The organism is Kluyvera sp. CHPC 1.2972 (assembly GCF_036759925.1).
Classification (GTDB): domain Bacteria; phylum Pseudomonadota; class Gammaproteobacteria; order Enterobacterales; family Enterobacteriaceae; genus Kluyvera.
On sequence record NZ_JAPKIB010000003.1, the window covers coordinates 381,487 to 398,343 of the forward strand.

Genomic DNA, 16,857 nt, shown 5'->3' on the forward strand with positions numbered 1-16,857 from the left:
ATGGGACAGAGTAAGAAATTGAATACAAAATCGCGTTCGCTTTCACCGCTGGTGCAACTGGCGGGAATTCGCAAAGATTTCGATGGGAAAACGGTCATCTCCGATCTGAACCTGACCATCAATAACGGCGAGTTCCTCACGCTGCTTGGCCCCTCTGGCTGCGGTAAAACAACCGTTCTTCGCCTTATCGCTGGGCTGGAAAACGTCGATGCCGGGACCATCCATCTGGAAAACCAGGACATCACCGACGTGCCCGCCGAAAACCGCCACGTCAATACCGTGTTCCAGAGCTACGCGCTCTTCCCGCATATGACCGTTTTCGATAACGTCGCCTTCGGCCTGCGGATGCAGAAAACCCCGGCAAACGACATCGCCCCGCGGGTTCACGATGCGCTGCGTATGGTGCAGCTTGAAGAGTTTGCCCAGCGTAAACCGCACCAGCTCTCCGGCGGGCAGCAACAGCGCGTCGCCATTGCCCGCGCCGTGGTCAACAAGCCGAGCCTGCTGCTGCTCGATGAATCCCTCTCCGCGCTCGACTACAAGCTGCGTAAGCAGATGCAGAACGAACTGAAAGCGCTGCAGCGCAAGCTCGGGATCACCTTCGTGTTCGTCACTCACGATCAGGAAGAAGCCCTGACCATGTCCGACCGTATCGTGGTGATGCGCGACGGCAAAATTGAGCAGGACGGCACGCCGCGCGAAATCTACGAAGAGCCGAAGAATCTGTTTGTGGCGAGCTTTATCGGCGAAATCAACATCTTCAACGCCACCGTCATTGAACGTCTCGACGAGCTGCGCGTTCGCGCCAGCGTCGAAGGCCGCGAGTGCAATATTGACGTCAAATTCCCGGTCACCCCAGGGCAGAAGCTCAACGTTCTGCTGCGCCCGGAAGATCTGCGCGTCGATGAAATTCACGACGGCACCGACGTCGACGGCCTGATTGGCTACGTGCGCGAGCGTAACTATAAAGGCATGACGCTGGAGTCGGTGGTGGAGCTTGAGAACGGTAAGATGGTGATGGTCAGCGAATTCTTCAACGAAGACGACCCTGACTTTGACCACTCGTTAGATCAGAAAATGGCGATTAATTGGGTAGAAAGCTGGGAGGTTGTACTGGCTGATGAAGAGCACAAGTAAGTTCCAGAATGTGGTGATTGCCACCATCGTCGGTTGGCTTGTGCTGTTTGTGTTCCTGCCCAACCTGATGATCATCATCACCAGCTTCCTGACGCGTGATGATGCCAACTTCGTCCAGATGGTCTTTACCCTGGACAACTACGCCCGGCTGCTTGACCCGCTATACGCCGAGGTGCTGCTGCACTCGCTGAATATGGCGTTTATCGCTACGCTGGCGTGCCTGGTGCTGGGCTATCCCTTCGCCTGGTTTCTGGCGCGCCTGCCGCATAACGTGCGTCCGCTGCTGCTGTTCTTGCTGATTGTGCCCTTCTGGACCAACTCGCTGATTCGCATCTACGGGCTGAAAATTTTCCTCAGCACTAAGGGCTATCTCAACGAATTCCTGCTGTGGCTGGGCATTATTGATACCCCTATCCGCATCATGTTCACCCCCAGCGCGGTGATTATCGGCCTCGTCTATATTCTGCTGCCGTTTATGGTAATGCCGCTCTACTCCAGCATTGAAAAGCTCGATAAACCGCTGCTGGAAGCGGCGAAAGACCTCGGCGCCAGCAAGCTGCAAACCTTTATCCGCATCATCATTCCTCTGACCATGCCGGGGATTATCGCCGGCTGTCTGCTGGTGATGCTGCCAGCGATGGGGCTGTTCTACGTCTCTGACCTGATGGGCGGCGCGAAAAACCTGCTGATTGGTAACGTCATCAAGAGCCAGTTCCTCAACATCCGCGACTGGCCGTTTGGCGCGGCCACCAGCATTACGCTGACCGTGGTAATGGGGCTGATGCTGCTGGTGTACTGGCGCGCTTCGCGCCTGCTAAATAAGAAGGTGGAGCTGGAATGATCGGTCGACTGCTGCGCGGCGGCTTTATGTCCGCCATTTATGCCTATCTCTACATCCCGATAATCATTTTGATCGTCAACTCGTTTAACAGTTCACGCTTCGGGATCAACTGGCAGGGTTTCACCACCAAATGGTACAGCCTGCTGATGAACAACGACAGCCTGCTACAGGCGGCCCAGCACTCGCTGACGATGGCGATTTTCTCCGCCACCGCCGCGACGCTGATTGGCTCGCTGACCGCCGTGGCGCTGTACCGCTATCGCTTTCGCGGCAAACCGTTCGTCAGCGGCATGCTGTTCGTGGTGATGATGTCGCCAGATATCGTGATGGCGATTTCCCTACTGGTGCTGTTTATGCTGCTCGGTATTCAGCTGGGCTTCTGGTCGCTGCTGTTCTCGCATATCACCTTCTGCCTGCCTTTCGTGGTGGTCACCGTTTACTCACGGCTGAAAGGCTTTGACGTGCGCATGCTGGAAGCGGCGAAAGATCTGGGCGCCAGCGAACTGACCATTCTGCGCAAAATTATTCTACCGCTGGCGCTGCCGGCAGTAGCCGCAGGCTGGCTGTTAAGCTTTACCCTGTCGATGGATGACGTGGTGGTCTCGTCGTTCGTGACCGGGCCAAGCTATGAAATTCTGCCGCTGAAGATCTACTCGATGGTGAAAGTGGGCGTTTCACCGGAAGTGAACGCGCTGGCAACGATTTTGCTGGTTCTGTCGCTGGTGATGGTGATTGCCAGCCAGCTGATTGCACGAGATAAAACCAAGAGCCTGAAGGTCAGGCACTAAACTCAGGGGACGTAAAATGAAAAAATGGTCACGCCACCTGCTCGCGGCAGGTGCTTTAGCGCTCGGCATGAGTGCGGCCCACGCGGACGATAGCAAAACGCTCTATTTCTATAACTGGACGGAGTACGTGCCGCCAGGCCTTCTGGAACAGTTCACCAAAGAGACCGGCATCAAGGTTATCTATTCGACCTACGAGTCGAACGAAACCATGTACGCCAAGCTTAAGACCTACAAAGACGGCGCCTACGATCTGGTGGTGCCGTCGACCTACTTTGTCGACAAAATGCGCAAAGAGGGCATGATCCAGAAGATCGATAAAAGTCAGTTGAGCAACTTTAAGAACCTCGACCCGGAGATGCTCAACAAGCCGTTCGATCCGAACAACGACTACTCGATCCCCTACATCTGGGGCGCAACGGCGATTGGTATCAACAGCGATGCCATTGACCCGAAAACCGTCACCAGTTGGGCCGACCTGTGGAAGCCGGAATATAAAGGCAGCCTGCTGCTGACCGACGATGCCCGTGAAGTGTTCCAGGTGGCGCTGCGCAAGCTCGGCTATTCCGGTAACACCACCGATCCGAAAGAGATTGAAGCGGCCTACAACGAGCTGAAAAAGCTGATGCCAAACGTGGCGGCGTTCAACTCCGACAACCCGGCTAACCCGTATATGGAAGGCGAAGTGAATCTGGGGATGGTATGGAACGGCTCCGCGTTCGTTGCCCGTCAAGCCGGTACGCCACTGGAAGTGGTGTGGCCGAAAGAAGGCGGTATCTTCTGGATGGATAGCCTCTCTATTCCGGCCAATGCCAAAAACAAAGAAGGCGCGCTGAAGCTGATTAACTTCCTGCTGCGCCCGGACGTGGCAAAAGAGGTGGCGGAAACCATCGGCTACCCAACGCCAAACCTGGCGGCGCGCAAGCTGCTGAGCCCGGAAGTCGCCAACGACAAATCGCTCTACCCGGATGCCGAGACCATCAACAAAGGCGAATGGCAGAACGATGTCGGTAGCGCCAGCACGCTGTATGAAGAGTATTACCAGAAGCTGAAAGCGGGACGTTAATTTATCGCCCCACTAGCCCGGCAGGCACCGCGCCGCCGGGCTACACCAGCTCGTAGGCCTGATAAGCGCAGCGCCATCAGGCGCTCCGGTGCGGTTTGTCGGATGGTAGCTGGTCTACGGTTTATTCGATGGTAACGAGAAGAAATGCTTCGACGCGGGGGACTGGCTGTTACCATCTCGCCTGAATTCAAAACACTCGATCTAAGCGGTAAATTTTATATACTCTAAGAGTATATAAAAATAATAGATAATATTTTATTATCTGTCTCGCGCATCATCATTGATAGATAATAAAAATAAATAAACGAGTCATTATATGAAACTTCAATAAAATTGATTAAACAAAAACAATTCATTGTGTAAATTTGTTTGCCTTGCGTTATATTCCTTACATTATTTGAATGCCACATTCATATCGCAAATATATATTTATCACGAAAACAACACCACCATCAATGATGGCGGGTCAAAGAAAATATAAAAATAATATTTTCTTATTGACTGTATGCTCATTTCAAGTTAACTTTCTTCCACGGTAACATCCGCATTCATCAACTCACATCATTAAGCAACGCTAATTTATAGAATCGTTCACCTATAAATTTGTTAGGTGTATATAACAAGATTAGCAGGGCCTCTACTCAGATAACATTTTGAGGATGTGTAACATCAAGGACGATATGCATGCGAAAAACAATCACTCTCGCAACGTTTTCTTTAATAATGCTATTTAGTACTACACTAATGGCAGCCAGTGGTTCCTGTACCATAACGACTAAAAACACCACCAGCTTTACTGTACCCACGATCTCCAGCGATCGAATAACCGCCGGATTATCCGGGAATATGGGTACATATCGAATATTATACACCTGGAGCTCATATCGAACGCCGACAGCGAGAGGAACTTGTACGTCATCAACACCGATCAGCTATGATACCTATCGATATATGATTACATCATATGGTGACCCTATATTTTCTAATAATGAATGGATATACCCGACTAACGTTAGTGGTATTGGCATCTCCTTTTACTCATTTGCAACTTCATTATCTATAGGGACGGCAGATAACCCAACTATAAATATAGACAACTATACCGGCACTAGCGTGGGCTTACATCCCTATGCGTTAATCCAGATCAGATTATGGAAGATACCGGGGATCAATGGAACAGCAGACAGTGATGGTAGTCTTAATTTCGATGGTTTTACTTTTATTGAAGTTGTACGCCCGAGAAACTACCCTTCCGATAAAATTTCTAATATCCCGGCTGAAGATCAATCAAATGCATTAGCAGGCAGCGTTACGATGAATTCAATAGCCATTTCGGGGAAAATATCTCTTGTTCCAGGGACGTGCTCACTCGATGATAAAAATATTGAAATGGGAACACACCATCATTCACCGGCTAAAAACACCACGCCATGGGTGAATGCAAACTTCACGATTAATTGCCCTGAAGCTTGGGGATATGGCAGAACAGCAACCATGTCAGGGACCACGGAGAATACGGTCACCTCTCGCTCAACGAATAATGACAACACCGGAATTATCGTTACGGTGTATCCATACAATAGCATCGTTGATAATAATCGTGGGATTATGGAAGTTAACAAAAATGGTTCCAGTGGTTACGATATTCAACTCGCCTGGGGCGATTCAGCGACATTACCAACAACAGCAGACCCATCAGTCCCCGTAATCTATGGTCAACCGCAGATAATATCTACAAACAATTTTGGGCACGCCGGGGCAACCACTTCACAAGAAGTAAAAATGTCAGCCCGTTATATTCGTAATTCTGAAAATGTAGAGCCGGGAAGAGCCGATGCAAGTGTAGAAATAGTTGCTAGTTATAACTAAAACAATTCAATAAGTTTATATAACTCAACTGGTTACAATAATAACGACTCCCTATTTCGGGAGTCGTAGCACACAAAAATATCGTTCCAGACTATCCTTGTCCGGGTGTATCACATTTCTTTCAGCAACTTCGCCACGAACGCTGGCACCACTTCGCTTGCCAGACCATAGTGCTTCTCTTCAAACTCGCTGCCGACCTGGCTTGGCTCAAGGTTCAGCTCGACGGTGTGCGCACCGTGCAGCTTCGCTTCGTGAACAAAACCCGCCGCCGGGTAGACGTGGCCCGATGTGCCGATGGCGATAAAGATATCCGCCCTCGCCAGCGCCATATAGATATGGTCCATCTCAAACGGCATTTCGCCAAACCAAACGATATGCGGGCGCAGCGGTGCCGGGAACTGGCAGCAGTGGCAGCGATCGTCAACAGTCAGATCGCCCGGCCAGTCAAACACCTGGCCGCTTTGGGTGCAGCGCACCTTCAGCAGTTCACCGTGCATGTGCAGCACGTTTTTGTTGCCCGCGCGTTCGTGCAGATTGTCGATATTCTGCGTCACCACCAGCACGTTCTCGCCCAGCGCCTCCTCCAGCCTTGCCAGCGCCAGATGTGCCGGGTTCGGCGCAATTTCTGCCTGCTGTAGCTGACGGCGACGTTCGTTATAGAAGCGCTGCACCAGCTCAGGGTCGCGGTGATAGCCTTCCGGCGTCGCCACGTCCTCAACCCGATGCTCTTCCCACAGCCCGTCCGCCGCGCGGAAGGTTCGAATGCCCGACTCCGCCGAAATGCCTGCGCCCGTCAGTACGACCACTCTTGGTTTATCCATCTCTTCTGGTATCACCCTGTCCGTAAAGAAAATGCGCTGGCGCAGACGCTGGCGCAGCTGACGTTTATTCCGACGAAAACGGCTCAATCGATGTAAGCGGCGCGACTGCATATCTACTCCATGTTAGTTGGTCAGATGAAGGAACGCCGCGCCACGCATTCCCCCTGCGTCACCGTGACGGGCGCGCTCAATGCGCGGCGTACGGGCTACAGGCAGTAAATGACGCGGTAAGCGGTGCGCTAGTCCATCGGCGATCGCTGTAAAATTAGATAACCCACCGCCGAGCACCACCAGGTCCGGGTCGACGATAGTCAGGATGTTGCCAAGGCACACCGCAAGCAGATCCAGATAGCGTTCAACGTGCTCACGCGCGTTGTGATCTCCTTGCTGCCAGAGGGCAACAATCTCCGGTGAGGTCAGCGGCTGCTGATAAAAATGCGCGTACAACCACGCAAAACCCCGACCGGATAAATAGTTTTCAATGCAGCCGGACTGGCCGCAGCCGCAGCGGGTAAGCGGAAAATCACGCCCCACCACCTCCAGCGCATCCACCGGCAGGCGGATATGGCCAAACTCGCCGGTAATATAGCTATGACCGGTAATCGATTTACCGTTCAGCACGATACCGCCGCCAACGCCGGTGCCGAGAATCAGCCCCATCACCAGCGGATACTGGGTGAACTCGTCGTCCCAGGCTTCAGAAATCGCGAAGCAGTTAGCGTCGTTATCCAGACGGACGTCGCGATCGAGCAGACGGCTTAAGTCTGCCCGCAGCGGTTTACCGCTGGCCGCCGGGACGTTGGCCGCGTACAGCAGGCCGCCTTCGGTTTCCGGCATGCCGGGAATGCCTATCCCCACCGTACCCCGACAGTCAAAGCGTTCATCAGCCTCTTTTACCAGCGCGATGACCGCGTCAAGAAAGCTGTCATAGCTCTCTTTCGGCGTGGGAACGCGTGTTTCCCACCGTAGCTGGCGCGATGAATCAAATACGCCAAGTGCAATCTTGCTGCCGCCAATGTCAAATCCGTAATGCATCATTGTTCATTCCTCTAACTGACGCGCGCAGCAGCAAGGCCACACGGTCAGGACGTCAAATTACTGGCCACTCAGCACCCTCGCAGGGTCGATTCGGCTGGCGCGACGGGCGGGATACCAGCTCGCCAGCAGACTCAGCAACAGTGCCGTGACCAGCACATAAACGACATCCAGCCAGTGCAATTCAGACGGCAGGAAGTCGATAAAATAGATGTCGCCAGATAAGAACTGGTGACCAATAAGTTTTTCAATTACGTTGATAATGTTGGTCAGGTACAGGGAGCCAAGCACCCCAATCACCACGCCACACACGCTGCCCAGCAGGCCAGCCAATAAACCATACCACACGAAAATGGCGCGAATCAGCCCGTCTTTAGCGCCCAGTGTGCGCAGCACCGCAATATCGCTGCTTTTATCTTTCACCGCCATCACCAGCGTGGAGACGATGTTAAAGCAGGCCACGCCAATCACCAGCACCATCGCCAGATACATGATGGCGCGGATCATCTGGATGTCGCGGTACATGTAGCCGTAGGTGCCAATCCAGCTTTTGATGTAGACGTAATTGTTGGTCACTTCGCCTGCGTCACGCACCAGTTTGTTGGCGTTAAAGACGTCATTTACCTTGATGGCGATACCGGAGATGCTCTCACCCATGTCGAGATACTGCTGGGCGTCCTGCATAGGGATCATCGCAAAGCTGTGGTCGAGCTGGCCGCTCAATTGCAAAATACCCGTTACGTGCAGGCGCACGCGTTTTGGCTGCAGCAGTTTATGTTCCGGGTTCGAGTTCGGGATCATGATAGAAACCCAGTCTCCCGCCTTCACCTTCAGCGCATCGGCCACGCCTTTGCCGAGAATAATCTGCTGCTCACCGGCTTTAAAATTAGCCCATGCTTCAGCCTGGATAAAACGCGGCAGCGCGCTGAGCTTGCTCTCCTGCACCGGATCAACGCCTTTCACCTGGATGGCGCGCAGGTTGCTGCCGCTCTCGACCAGGCCGGTAAAGTTGATGTACGGCGCCGCGGCTTCAATACCTTTTACCGCTTCCACTTTTGGCAGCACGTTCTGCCAGTGATTCCACGGCTGGTTAACCGCTTCAATTTCACCGTGTGGCACCACCGCCAGAATGCGGTTGTTTAGCTCACGCTCAAAACCGTTCATCGCGCTGAGGCCAACGATCAGCACCGCTACGCCCAGCGCAATACCGACCGTAGAGATAACGGAAATCAGCGACACCATGCCGCCGCGCCGACGGCCGCGGCTAAAGCGCAGGCCAATCAGTAATGAGAGGGACGGAGCCATTAATGCGCTCCCATCAGGGTCAGTTGGTCGCTCAGGTGGCCATCGCGCATTTCGAGCTGACGGCCCATCCGTTTCGCCAGTTGAAGGTCGTGCGTCACCACCAGGAAGGCGGTGCCCTGCGACTGATTCAGCTCACCCAGCAGTTTGAAGATGCTGTCGGCGTTTTTCGCATCGAGGTTGCCGGTCGGTTCATCGGCCAGCACCAGGCGCGGGTTATTCACCAGCGCACGGGCAATCGCCACGCGCTGACGTTCGCCGCCGGAAAGCTCCGATGGACGGTGGCTCGCGCGATGCTCAAGCCCTACCGCTTTCAGCATTTCCAGCGCACGGGTGGTGATTTCAGCCGTTTTCTTCTTGCCAATCAGCAGCGGCATCGACACGTTTTCCAGCGCGGTAAAGTCCGGCAGCAGATGGTGGAACTGGTAGATAAAACCGAGCTTCTGGTTACGCAGTTCAGCTTTCGCTGCCGAAGAGAGCTTGCTCATCGGCTGACCGCTGAAAATCACATCGCCGGTGGTTGGCGTATCCAGCCCACCGAGCAGGTGCAGCAGCGTGCTTTTACCGGAACCGGAGGTGCCGACAATCGCCATCATTTCGCCTTCGCCAACGCTGAAGCTGACATTGTGCAGAACGTCGGTTTGCACATTGCCTTCCTGATAGCGTTTGCACAGGTTGTCGCATTGCAACAGGATCTTATTCATAACGTAAAGCCTCAGCGGGTTGAGTGGCGGCAGCGCGCCAGGAAGGGTAAAGCGTCGACAGCAGCGCCAGGGCCATCGCCACCAGCGCAATCACGATAACCTGCAGCGGCTCGATGGCAACCGGCAGCGCCGCACCGTCGAGGAACGCACCGATAATCGGCATTAAATTGTTGAGCTGGCTGGCCAGCAGCACGCCAAGCACCGCGCCTAGCAGCGCGCCGATAATGCCCGCACTGGCACCCTGCACCATAAAGACGGTGAGGATCTGCCGCGGCGTCAGCCCCTGGGTTTGCAGAATGGCGACCTCGCCCTGCTTCTCCATGACCATCAGCCCCAGCGAGGTGATGATGTTAAACGCGGCAACGGCGACGATCAGGCTCAGCAGCAGCCCCATCATGTTCTTTTCCATGCGCACGGCCTGGAACAGCTCGCCTTTACGCTCGCGCCAGTCCTGCCATTTGGTGCCCTGCGGCAATGTTTGCTGGCTCAGAGTATCCACCTGCAGCGGTTTATCCAGCCACAGACGCCAGCCGGTGATATTTCCCAGCGGGTAGAGCATCAGGCGGGAGGCATCCTGAATATTGACCAGCATCTGGTAACCGTCGACCTCGCTGTTGGCAGCGAAGGTACCAATCACCGTAAACAGGCGCTGGCTCGGCAGGCGGCCCATCGGCGTAAACTGGCTGGCAGAAGGCACCATCACGCGAATTTGATCGCCGCGGTTAACCCCAAGCTGACCGGCAAGCTGCTCGCCAAGAATGACGTTATATTTTCCGGCGGTGAGATCGGTCTGTTTGACGTTGACCAGGTACGGCGTGAGCGGATCTTTTTGCGCCGGGTCAATCCCCAGCATCACCCCGACCGAAACGCTGCGTGCGCTTTGCAGCACCACGTCACCAGTGGTGAGCGGCGCGACGCGCGTCACGCCCTGGAGCTTCGCGCTCTGTTCCGGGTGCTGTTGCGGGTTGAGGGAGCCCTGTTCGGCTGTCAGAATGGCCTGCGGCATCAGCCCCAGGATGTTGTTTTGCAGCTCGCGTTCAAAACCGTTCATCACCGAAAGTACGGTGACCAGCGCCATCACGCCAAGCGTGATGCCGATAGTCGACAGCCAGGAAACAAAGCGACCGAAGCGGTCCGCTGCTCGCCCACGCATGTAGCGCAGGCCGATAAATAGTGCGACAGGTTGGTACATGTAATCCGTCTGGTTGCTGAAAGCAGATGCACGAGTATATAAGCGAAAGCAGGATGGGTAAATGACTGAACCGTAAGCGCAAGGCTGACAATCGCTGACGAAAGGACGCAAACATTGAATTTTTGGCCGTCACGGACAATAGTGATGTTTTCCCTTTATTTGCGAATTCATGATGATCCGCACCGTAAATCCTCTGCTGTTATCCGCAGGTGCGGCGCTTCTGGCGCTGTTCCTGATTTATACCGGCGTGAACGCCGCTGAAAAAGTGACCTGGCTGATGGAGGTCACCCCGGTGATCATCATCGTGCCGCTGCTGCTGTTGACGGCGAAACGCTATCCCCTCACCCCGCTGCTTTACACGCTGATTTTCTTTCACGCCATCATTCTGATGGTGGGTGGTCAGTACACTTACGCTAAGGTGCCGATTGGCTTTGACGTGCAGGCCTGGCTTGACCTCAGCCGTAACCCGTACGACAAACTGGGGCATTTCTTCCAGGGGCTGGTACCGGCGCTGGCGACGCGGGAAATTCTGCTGCGTGGGCACATTGTACGTGGGCGTAAGATGCTGGCGTTTCTGGTCTGCTGCGTGGCACTCGCGATTAGCGCGACCTACGAGCTGATTGAGTGGTGGGCGGCGCTGGCCATGGGGCAAGGCGCGGATGATTTTCTCGGCACTCAGGGCGACCCATGGGATACGCAGTCGGATATGTTCTGCGCGCTGCTGGGCGCACTCACCACGGTGATTGTGCTGGCGGGCTGGCATTGCCGACAGTTAAAAGCTGCCGGATGGCGCTAACGCCATCCGGCAATCCTCGCAATACGCCCTACCCGCGTCGGAACTTGATAATCAAGATCGGCATGGCGAACACCAGCGTCATCAAATTCGCCATGCTGACCGCCGTATCTTCAATCATCACGCCGTAAATCAGCCACATCACCAGTCCGCAAACGAACATAATGTACATCAGGCCGGAGATCCCCTGGGTGTTGCGGGTGGCGATCACCTTAATGGCCTGCGGTAAGAACGACAGTGTCGTCAGGCAGGCGGCTACATAGCCAATCCAGGAAGCCCACTCCATCGTTAAGCCTGCGCATCGCGAGTGACGGCAATCGGCCTTACCGGCACCTCTTGCTGTGTGGTGGGCGTCGGCACTTTGCGGTATTTATCCAACAGGTGAATCTGAATTTTACGCAGTTGATCGCCGTTCAGACGGTAGAAGCGGAAATAGAGCACCAGGGTCACGATAAAGAACAGCGCAGGCAGTACGATCATAATGAACTGCATGCCCATAATGGTCTGGGCAGACTGCGCCACGTTAGGGGTATAGCCAATCACCCCCAGTACGACGGCGATAAAGAATGCGGCAAAGGCCGAGCCCCCTTTCACCACCATGGTTTGCACCGAGTAGGCGATGCTCTCACAACGAACATGAAGCTTAAATTCGCCGTAATCCACGGTATCCGCCACCATAATCACCTGCAGCACCCAGAACAGCGCAGTGCCAACATTGAGGAAGATACCGGCTATCACAATGAGCGGGGCATTATGGTAACCCGCCCAGGCCATCGCAAAGAGTCCCGCACAGCTGATGACCGGCAGTATTGATGCGCCAGCCCACAAAATCCGTCGAGAGAGTGCGTTAACCAGCCGAGGGAAGAAGATAAGCGTCAGCAGGTTTGCACCACCCGCGTAGGAAAGATAGTACGGGAACAGATCCGCATCGCCGATCACATAGGTGAAGTAGTAGATAGCAAAGCCGTTGATGATGTTCGAGGCGATGTTATAGGCCAGCGCCATTCCTAACAGGCAGGAGAGCTGATCGTTTTTGTAGATGAGCCCGACTATTGATTTTAAGGTGATACGCGAGCTGTCCGCTGACGCCTGGCTATCCGAAGAGAACACCTCATGGACGTTCCGCAGCGTGACAATCGTCGAGACGATAAAGAACGCGATCAGCACCAGCGTGAACATCTGAAAACCGAACCCTCTGTCCGCCCCGCCAACATAGTTCACAAACGGTAGAGTGATACCCGCAGTCACAAACCCAGCCAGACTGGCAAAAAAGCGAGGATACGGTACCAGTTGTTCGCGCTCGCGCTTGTCCAGCGTTATCGTCGGTACCAGCGACCAGAATGGAATATCCATAATGGTATAGGTCATGCCCCACAATATGTAGGTCACGCAGACAAACACCACCTGAGCGGTGCCTTCAAACAGATGCGCGCTGAACAGTAAAAACAGCACCAGCGAGTTCGCCAGCGTTCCCATCAGGATCCACGGTTTAAACTTGCCCCACCGTGAGCGGGTCGCGTTAACAATCCAGCCCATAATGGGATCGTTAATCGCATCCCAGATGCGCGCCACCAGAAACAGCGTGCCCACCAGGCCTACCGATAATCCCACCACGTCGGTGTAGTAGTACATCAGGTACATGTAGACGATACCGATGGCGAAATCCTTACCAAACGCACCGAATCCGTAACTGAGTTTTGTTGTCAGAGAGATGCTCATAGGGTACCGGGTCGCTGTTACCAGCGCCCGCCTTCTGTTATTAGAGAGGTAAGCGCCGGGTCTTACGCCCGGCGCAGTTGGGCTTAACGGTGCAGCCAGGCCGGCAGCCAATCGCCGTGTGAGGCAATCAGGTCATCCACCAGCGCGTAAATCTCTTCAATGCCCAGCACCGCGGCGGTATGCGGGTCCATCAGCGCCGCGTGGTAAACGCGGTCGCGGTTTTCGGTCAGAATCGCTTCGGTCAGCAGCGTCTGCACGTTGATATTGGTTTGCATCATGGCCGCCAGATGCGACGGAATCGCGCCCACTTTAGTTGGCTGGATACCGTTGGCATCCACCAGACACGCCACCTCAACGCAGCTGCCCTGCGGCAGGTTATCGATAAGCCCGTCGTTACGGACGTTGCCGTAAATCACGCTCGGCTCGCCGGTCCAGATAGCGTTCATAATGGTGCTGGCGTATTCGCGCGACGGTTTGATATCGATGCGGTCGGCGGTTTTGTACTCTTCCAGCTCTTTATGCCAGTTCGCCAGTTGCTCGACGCAACGTTTTGGATACTCATCCAGCGGCACCTTATAGCGTTCAATCAGATCCTCGCGCCCCGGTTTGATAAACCACGGGGTGTATTCTGCAAAGTGCTCTGACGACTCGGTGACGAAATAGCCCAGCTTTTTAAACATCTCATAGCGCACGATATTCTGGCAGCGTTCATTGCCGTGAATATTCGGTTTCGGCGCCTGCCCCGCATCATAGGCGGCCAGCAGTTCCGGATAGAGGTTAACGTAGCGACCGTCGGCGGTTTTACGCTCCAGCTCCAGGTAGAACGCCATATGGTTAATCCCGGCACTGCGGTAGCGCAGCGTGGTAGGGTCGATATTCAGGTCACGCGCCAGCTCTTCCGCCGTGCCCTGTACCGAGTGACACAGCCCCACCTGTTTGATATGTGGATAGCGGGCGTACATGGCCCAGGTGTTCATCGCCATCGGGTTAACGTAGTTAAGCATGGTGGCGTCAGGACAGACCTCGGTCATGTCGTCGCAAATTTGCCACAGGTGTGGGATGGTGCGCAGCGCACGCATAATGCCGCCAGGGCCGAGGGTATCGGCAATGGTCTGCTCCAGCCCGTGGCGTTTACAGACCTCAAAATCGGTCACGGTGCATGGCTCATAGCCACCAATCTGGAAGGCGACCACCACAAAATCAGCCCCCTGCAGCGCCGCTTTACGGTCGGTATGGCAGGTGATATGGCCGGACGCACCGGCGGAATCCATCAGTTTGCGCACCACAATGTGCGACTCTTCAAGGCGCGTCTCGTCGATATCCATCAGGGCGATATGCGCTGATTTAAGTGCCTCGCGATGAAAAACATCGCCCAGAATATTTTTAACAAAAATGGTCGAACCCGCGCCGATAAAGGTAATCTTTGGTGCTGTCATCATGACTCTCCAGAAACAGTAGTGAACGCCTTTATCGTGGCACGCGCCCTGGCCGAAAACCTCCGTCTTCCCTGATGAGCATTCCCAAAAACTCAGATCTGATGCCGCTCGCGACAAGATCTGAGTTTTTGGGAGTAATTTGACTAAAAAGCAGAGTATCCGGCCTGCTAATCAGGCTAGTATCTGTTTATGACCGCCGAACTGGTCAGACGCTTTATGCAGGATTGCCTGAATCGTTTGGTAGAGAGGGTGGTGCTAAATGCCGCTTTTGCGCTAATGGCAAGTGCGACAATTAAAAACAGAGGGGGGGGTAAAATTTATGACAAATATTGCACCCCTTGCGAACTGTTGCTAATGTAGACAGTGACAGTATGCCAGCACGGTCATCCAGACCGTTGGCCAATGAGATAAGGTGTAAAACGATGACAACCACGATTTCCCAAAAGTCGGCTCGCGAAATGCTTGGCAACCCTGAGCAATTCAGAGGTGGGGTCTATATCACCAAAAATGGCACGACAGAGCTGTTTGTGCAGACCGCCGACGAACGTGAAGCGGAACTGGCCGAACGCCAGCTGCACATGGAAACTGCAGCCATGCTGAAACTGGTCGGGTTGTCCCAGCGTGATTATGAGGAAGGCCATTATAGTTCTGGTCGCGATGCCCTTGCCCGCAGGAGAGCGGCGGAGTAACAGTGGGTCCAGGAGGACAACGTGACGATCGTATACATTACCAGGACTGCCGAGCAAACGCTCGATGTCATAGAAGCGTACAAAGCGACACGGATGCCGCTGAAAGAGGCCCAGGCTTTCACGGCCGACTTACTGGAGCGGGCACTCGACGCGATTGAAACCAATCCGACGCGCTACCCACCAGACCCAGGTGCCCTGCAAATGGGCATAACGCTGCAACGCTGGTTAGACGTAGATTCGCAGTATCTCTGCCTATATCGATATTTCCCCAAAGAAGATATGGCCCTTCTGGACATTTTCTCCAGTACCCGCCAGAACTATCTCTCTTTGCTCTACATGGTCCAACTCTCCCGGCCCTAAGCACAATGGCTCGCATTCGGAGGCCTCTAACGCTTTCAGCAAAATACACATTTTCCGGTAAGCACTGACGCCGCAGGCTTGCACCTACAACTCACCGAAACATAGCTAACGGATATAATAGCACCCGCGTTTGAGTCTGCCCTGCTGGCATGATTCTGATAATTCAGGAAACGGAGTCACCATGAGCGACGAGCCAATCACCTTTCTGCCCCGCGATCCGCATATGTGCAACGGCGATGAAAAGCAGACCCGTAGCCCACTGTCGCTCTATTCCGAATACCAGCGCATGGACATTGAACTGCGTCGGCCGCACGCCATGCCTGCCAGCCACTGGCACGGTCAGGTGGAGGTCAACGTGCCGTTTGACGGCGATGTGGAGTATCTGATTAACAATGAAGTGGTGCAGATTAAACAGGGGCACATCACCCTGTTCTGGGCCTGTACTCCGCATCAGTTGACGCGGCCGGGCGACTGTCGGCAGATGGCGATTTTCAGCCTGCCAATGCACCAGTTTCTCTCCTGGCCGCTGGACCGGGAACTGATTAACCATGTCACCCACGGCATGGTGGTGCAATCGCTGGCGACTCAGCAGCTCAGCACCTTTGAAGTGCTGCGCTGGCAGCAGGAGGCCTACAGCCCGAACGAACAGATTCGCCAGTTGGCGATCGATGAGATCGGCCTGATGCTCAAACGCTTTAGCCTCTCCGGCTGGCAGCCCATCCTGCTTAACAAAACCTCGCGTACCCACAAGAACAGCGTCTCGCGCCACGCGCAGTTTTACGTCAGCCAGATGCTGGGCTTTATTGCCGATAACTACGATCAGGCGCTGACCATTAACGACGTGGCGGATCACGTCAAGCTCAACGCTAACTATGCGATGGGCATTTTTCAGCGCGTGATGCAGCTCACCTTAAAGCAGTACATCACCGCCATGCGCATTAACCACGTACGCGCCCTGCTGAGCGACACCGATAAAACCATCCTTGATGTGGCGATGACGGCGGGCTTTCGCTCCAGCAGCCGCTTCTATAGCACCTTCAGCCGCTACGTCGGGATGTCACCGCAGCAGTACCGCAAGCTCAGCCAGCAGAAGCGACAAACGCTCTGA

At 54.4% G+C, this 16,857-nt stretch carries 17 protein-coding genes; 9 read left to right on the forward strand and 8 right to left on the reverse strand.

Annotation, left to right across the window (positions count from 1 at the left end; all coding sequences use genetic code 11):
* The 5 genes from potA (at position 1) to V6944_RS07925 (ending at position 5,698) form a co-directional block, all read left to right on the forward strand.
* Complete coding sequence (gene potA, locus V6944_RS07905) at positions 1 to 1,137, forward strand: spermidine/putrescine ABC transporter ATP-binding protein PotA (RefSeq protein ID WP_333498556.1); 1,137 nt, start codon at positions 1 to 3, stop codon at positions 1,135 to 1,137.
* Entirely contained in the window at positions 1,121 to 1,978 is an 858-nt protein-coding gene (gene potB, locus V6944_RS07910) for a spermidine/putrescine ABC transporter permease PotB (protein ID WP_185666384.1), read from the forward strand. The genes potA and potB overlap by 17 nt, the downstream gene beginning before the upstream one ends.
* Positions 1,975 to 2,766, forward strand: a complete 792-nt coding sequence (potC, locus tag V6944_RS07915) for a spermidine/putrescine ABC transporter permease PotC (RefSeq protein ID WP_185666385.1) — start codon at positions 1,975 to 1,977, stop codon at positions 2,764 to 2,766. Before potB ends, potC begins: the two co-directional genes overlap by 4 nt.
* 16 nt (positions 2,767 to 2,782) lie before the next feature.
* On the forward strand, positions 2,783 to 3,829 hold the full coding sequence (potD, locus tag V6944_RS07920) for a spermidine/putrescine ABC transporter substrate-binding protein PotD (RefSeq protein ID WP_333498557.1): 1,047 nt from the start codon (positions 2,783 to 2,785) through the stop codon (positions 3,827 to 3,829).
* Positions 3,830 to 4,513: 684 nt separating this feature from the next.
* Complete coding sequence (locus V6944_RS07925; RefSeq protein ID WP_333498558.1) at positions 4,514 to 5,698, forward strand: hypothetical protein; 1,185 nt, start codon at positions 4,514 to 4,516, stop codon at positions 5,696 to 5,698.
* Between the two features lie 110 nt (positions 5,699 to 5,808).
* Here V6944_RS07925 and cobB read toward each other — a convergent pair whose 3' ends face one another.
* From cobB to lolC, 5 genes are read right to left on the reverse strand one after another with little or no spacing between them, the layout of a single operon-like run.
* The gene (gene cobB / locus V6944_RS07930) at positions 5,809 to 6,630 is read right to left on the reverse strand and encodes a Sir2 family NAD+-dependent deacetylase (RefSeq protein ID WP_333498559.1); all 822 of its coding nucleotides are present in this window, start codon (positions 6,628 to 6,630) and stop codon (positions 5,809 to 5,811) included.
* A gap of 12 nt (positions 6,631 to 6,642) precedes the next feature.
* On the reverse strand, positions 6,643 to 7,554 hold the full coding sequence (nagK, locus tag V6944_RS07935; RefSeq protein ID WP_333498618.1) for an N-acetylglucosamine kinase: 912 nt from the start codon (positions 7,552 to 7,554) through the stop codon (positions 6,643 to 6,645).
* A 60-nt stretch (positions 7,555 to 7,614) separates the two neighbouring features.
* Entirely contained in the window at positions 7,615 to 8,859 is a 1,245-nt protein-coding gene (gene lolE / locus V6944_RS07940; RefSeq protein WP_185666392.1) for a lipoprotein-releasing ABC transporter permease subunit LolE, read from the reverse strand.
* Positions 8,859 to 9,560, reverse strand: coding sequence for a lipoprotein-releasing ABC transporter ATP-binding protein LolD (gene lolD / locus V6944_RS07945; protein ID WP_333498560.1), 702 nt, complete (start codon positions 9,558 to 9,560; stop codon positions 8,859 to 8,861). Before lolD ends, lolE begins: the two co-directional genes overlap by 1 nt.
* Complete coding sequence (lolC, locus tag V6944_RS07950) at positions 9,553 to 10,752, reverse strand: lipoprotein-releasing ABC transporter permease subunit LolC (RefSeq protein WP_185666394.1); 1,200 nt, start codon at positions 10,750 to 10,752, stop codon at positions 9,553 to 9,555. The genes lolD and lolC overlap by 8 nt, the downstream gene beginning before the upstream one ends.
* 172 nt (positions 10,753 to 10,924) lie before the next feature.
* Here lolC and V6944_RS07955 point away from each other — a divergent pair, with 172 nt between their 5' ends.
* Positions 10,925 to 11,548, forward strand: coding sequence for a DUF2238 domain-containing protein (locus tag V6944_RS07955; protein WP_333498619.1), 624 nt, complete (start codon positions 10,925 to 10,927; stop codon positions 11,546 to 11,548).
* Between the two features lie 28 nt (positions 11,549 to 11,576).
* On the opposite strand, the gene V6944_RS07960 is transcribed toward V6944_RS07955, so the two are convergent.
* From V6944_RS07960 to melA, 3 genes are all read right to left on the reverse strand, one after another.
* Positions 11,577 to 11,831: a SemiSWEET transporter gene (locus tag V6944_RS07960; RefSeq protein ID WP_220439554.1), complete on the reverse strand. Its 255-nt coding sequence runs from the start codon at positions 11,829 to 11,831 to the stop codon at positions 11,577 to 11,579.
* 2 nt (positions 11,832 to 11,833) lie between these two features.
* Positions 11,834 to 13,264: a melibiose:sodium transporter MelB gene (gene melB / locus V6944_RS07965; RefSeq protein WP_333498561.1), complete on the reverse strand. Its 1,431-nt coding sequence runs from the start codon at positions 13,262 to 13,264 to the stop codon at positions 11,834 to 11,836.
* An 83-nt stretch (positions 13,265 to 13,347) separates the two neighbouring features.
* The gene (gene melA / locus V6944_RS07970) at positions 13,348 to 14,703 is read right to left on the reverse strand and encodes an alpha-galactosidase (protein WP_333498562.1); all 1,356 of its coding nucleotides are present in this window, start codon (positions 14,701 to 14,703) and stop codon (positions 13,348 to 13,350) included.
* 419 nt (positions 14,704 to 15,122) lie between these two features.
* On the opposite strand from melA, the gene V6944_RS07975 reads away from it, so the two are divergent.
* The 3 genes from V6944_RS07975 (at position 15,123) to melR (ending at position 16,857) form a co-directional block, all read left to right on the forward strand.
* Positions 15,123 to 15,389 carry a hypothetical protein gene (locus tag V6944_RS07975; RefSeq protein WP_185666398.1) on the forward strand — a complete coding sequence of 89 codons (267 nt, stop codon included), beginning with the start codon at positions 15,123 to 15,125 and terminating at the stop codon, positions 15,387 to 15,389.
* A gap of 21 nt (positions 15,390 to 15,410) precedes the next feature.
* The gene (locus V6944_RS07980; RefSeq protein WP_185666399.1) at positions 15,411 to 15,749 is read left to right on the forward strand and encodes a hypothetical protein; all 339 of its coding nucleotides are present in this window, start codon (positions 15,411 to 15,413) and stop codon (positions 15,747 to 15,749) included.
* A gap of 181 nt (positions 15,750 to 15,930) precedes the next feature.
* A complete protein-coding gene (gene melR, locus V6944_RS07985) occupies positions 15,931 to 16,857 on the forward strand; it encodes a transcriptional regulator MelR (RefSeq protein WP_185666400.1) in 927 nt (308 codons plus the stop codon).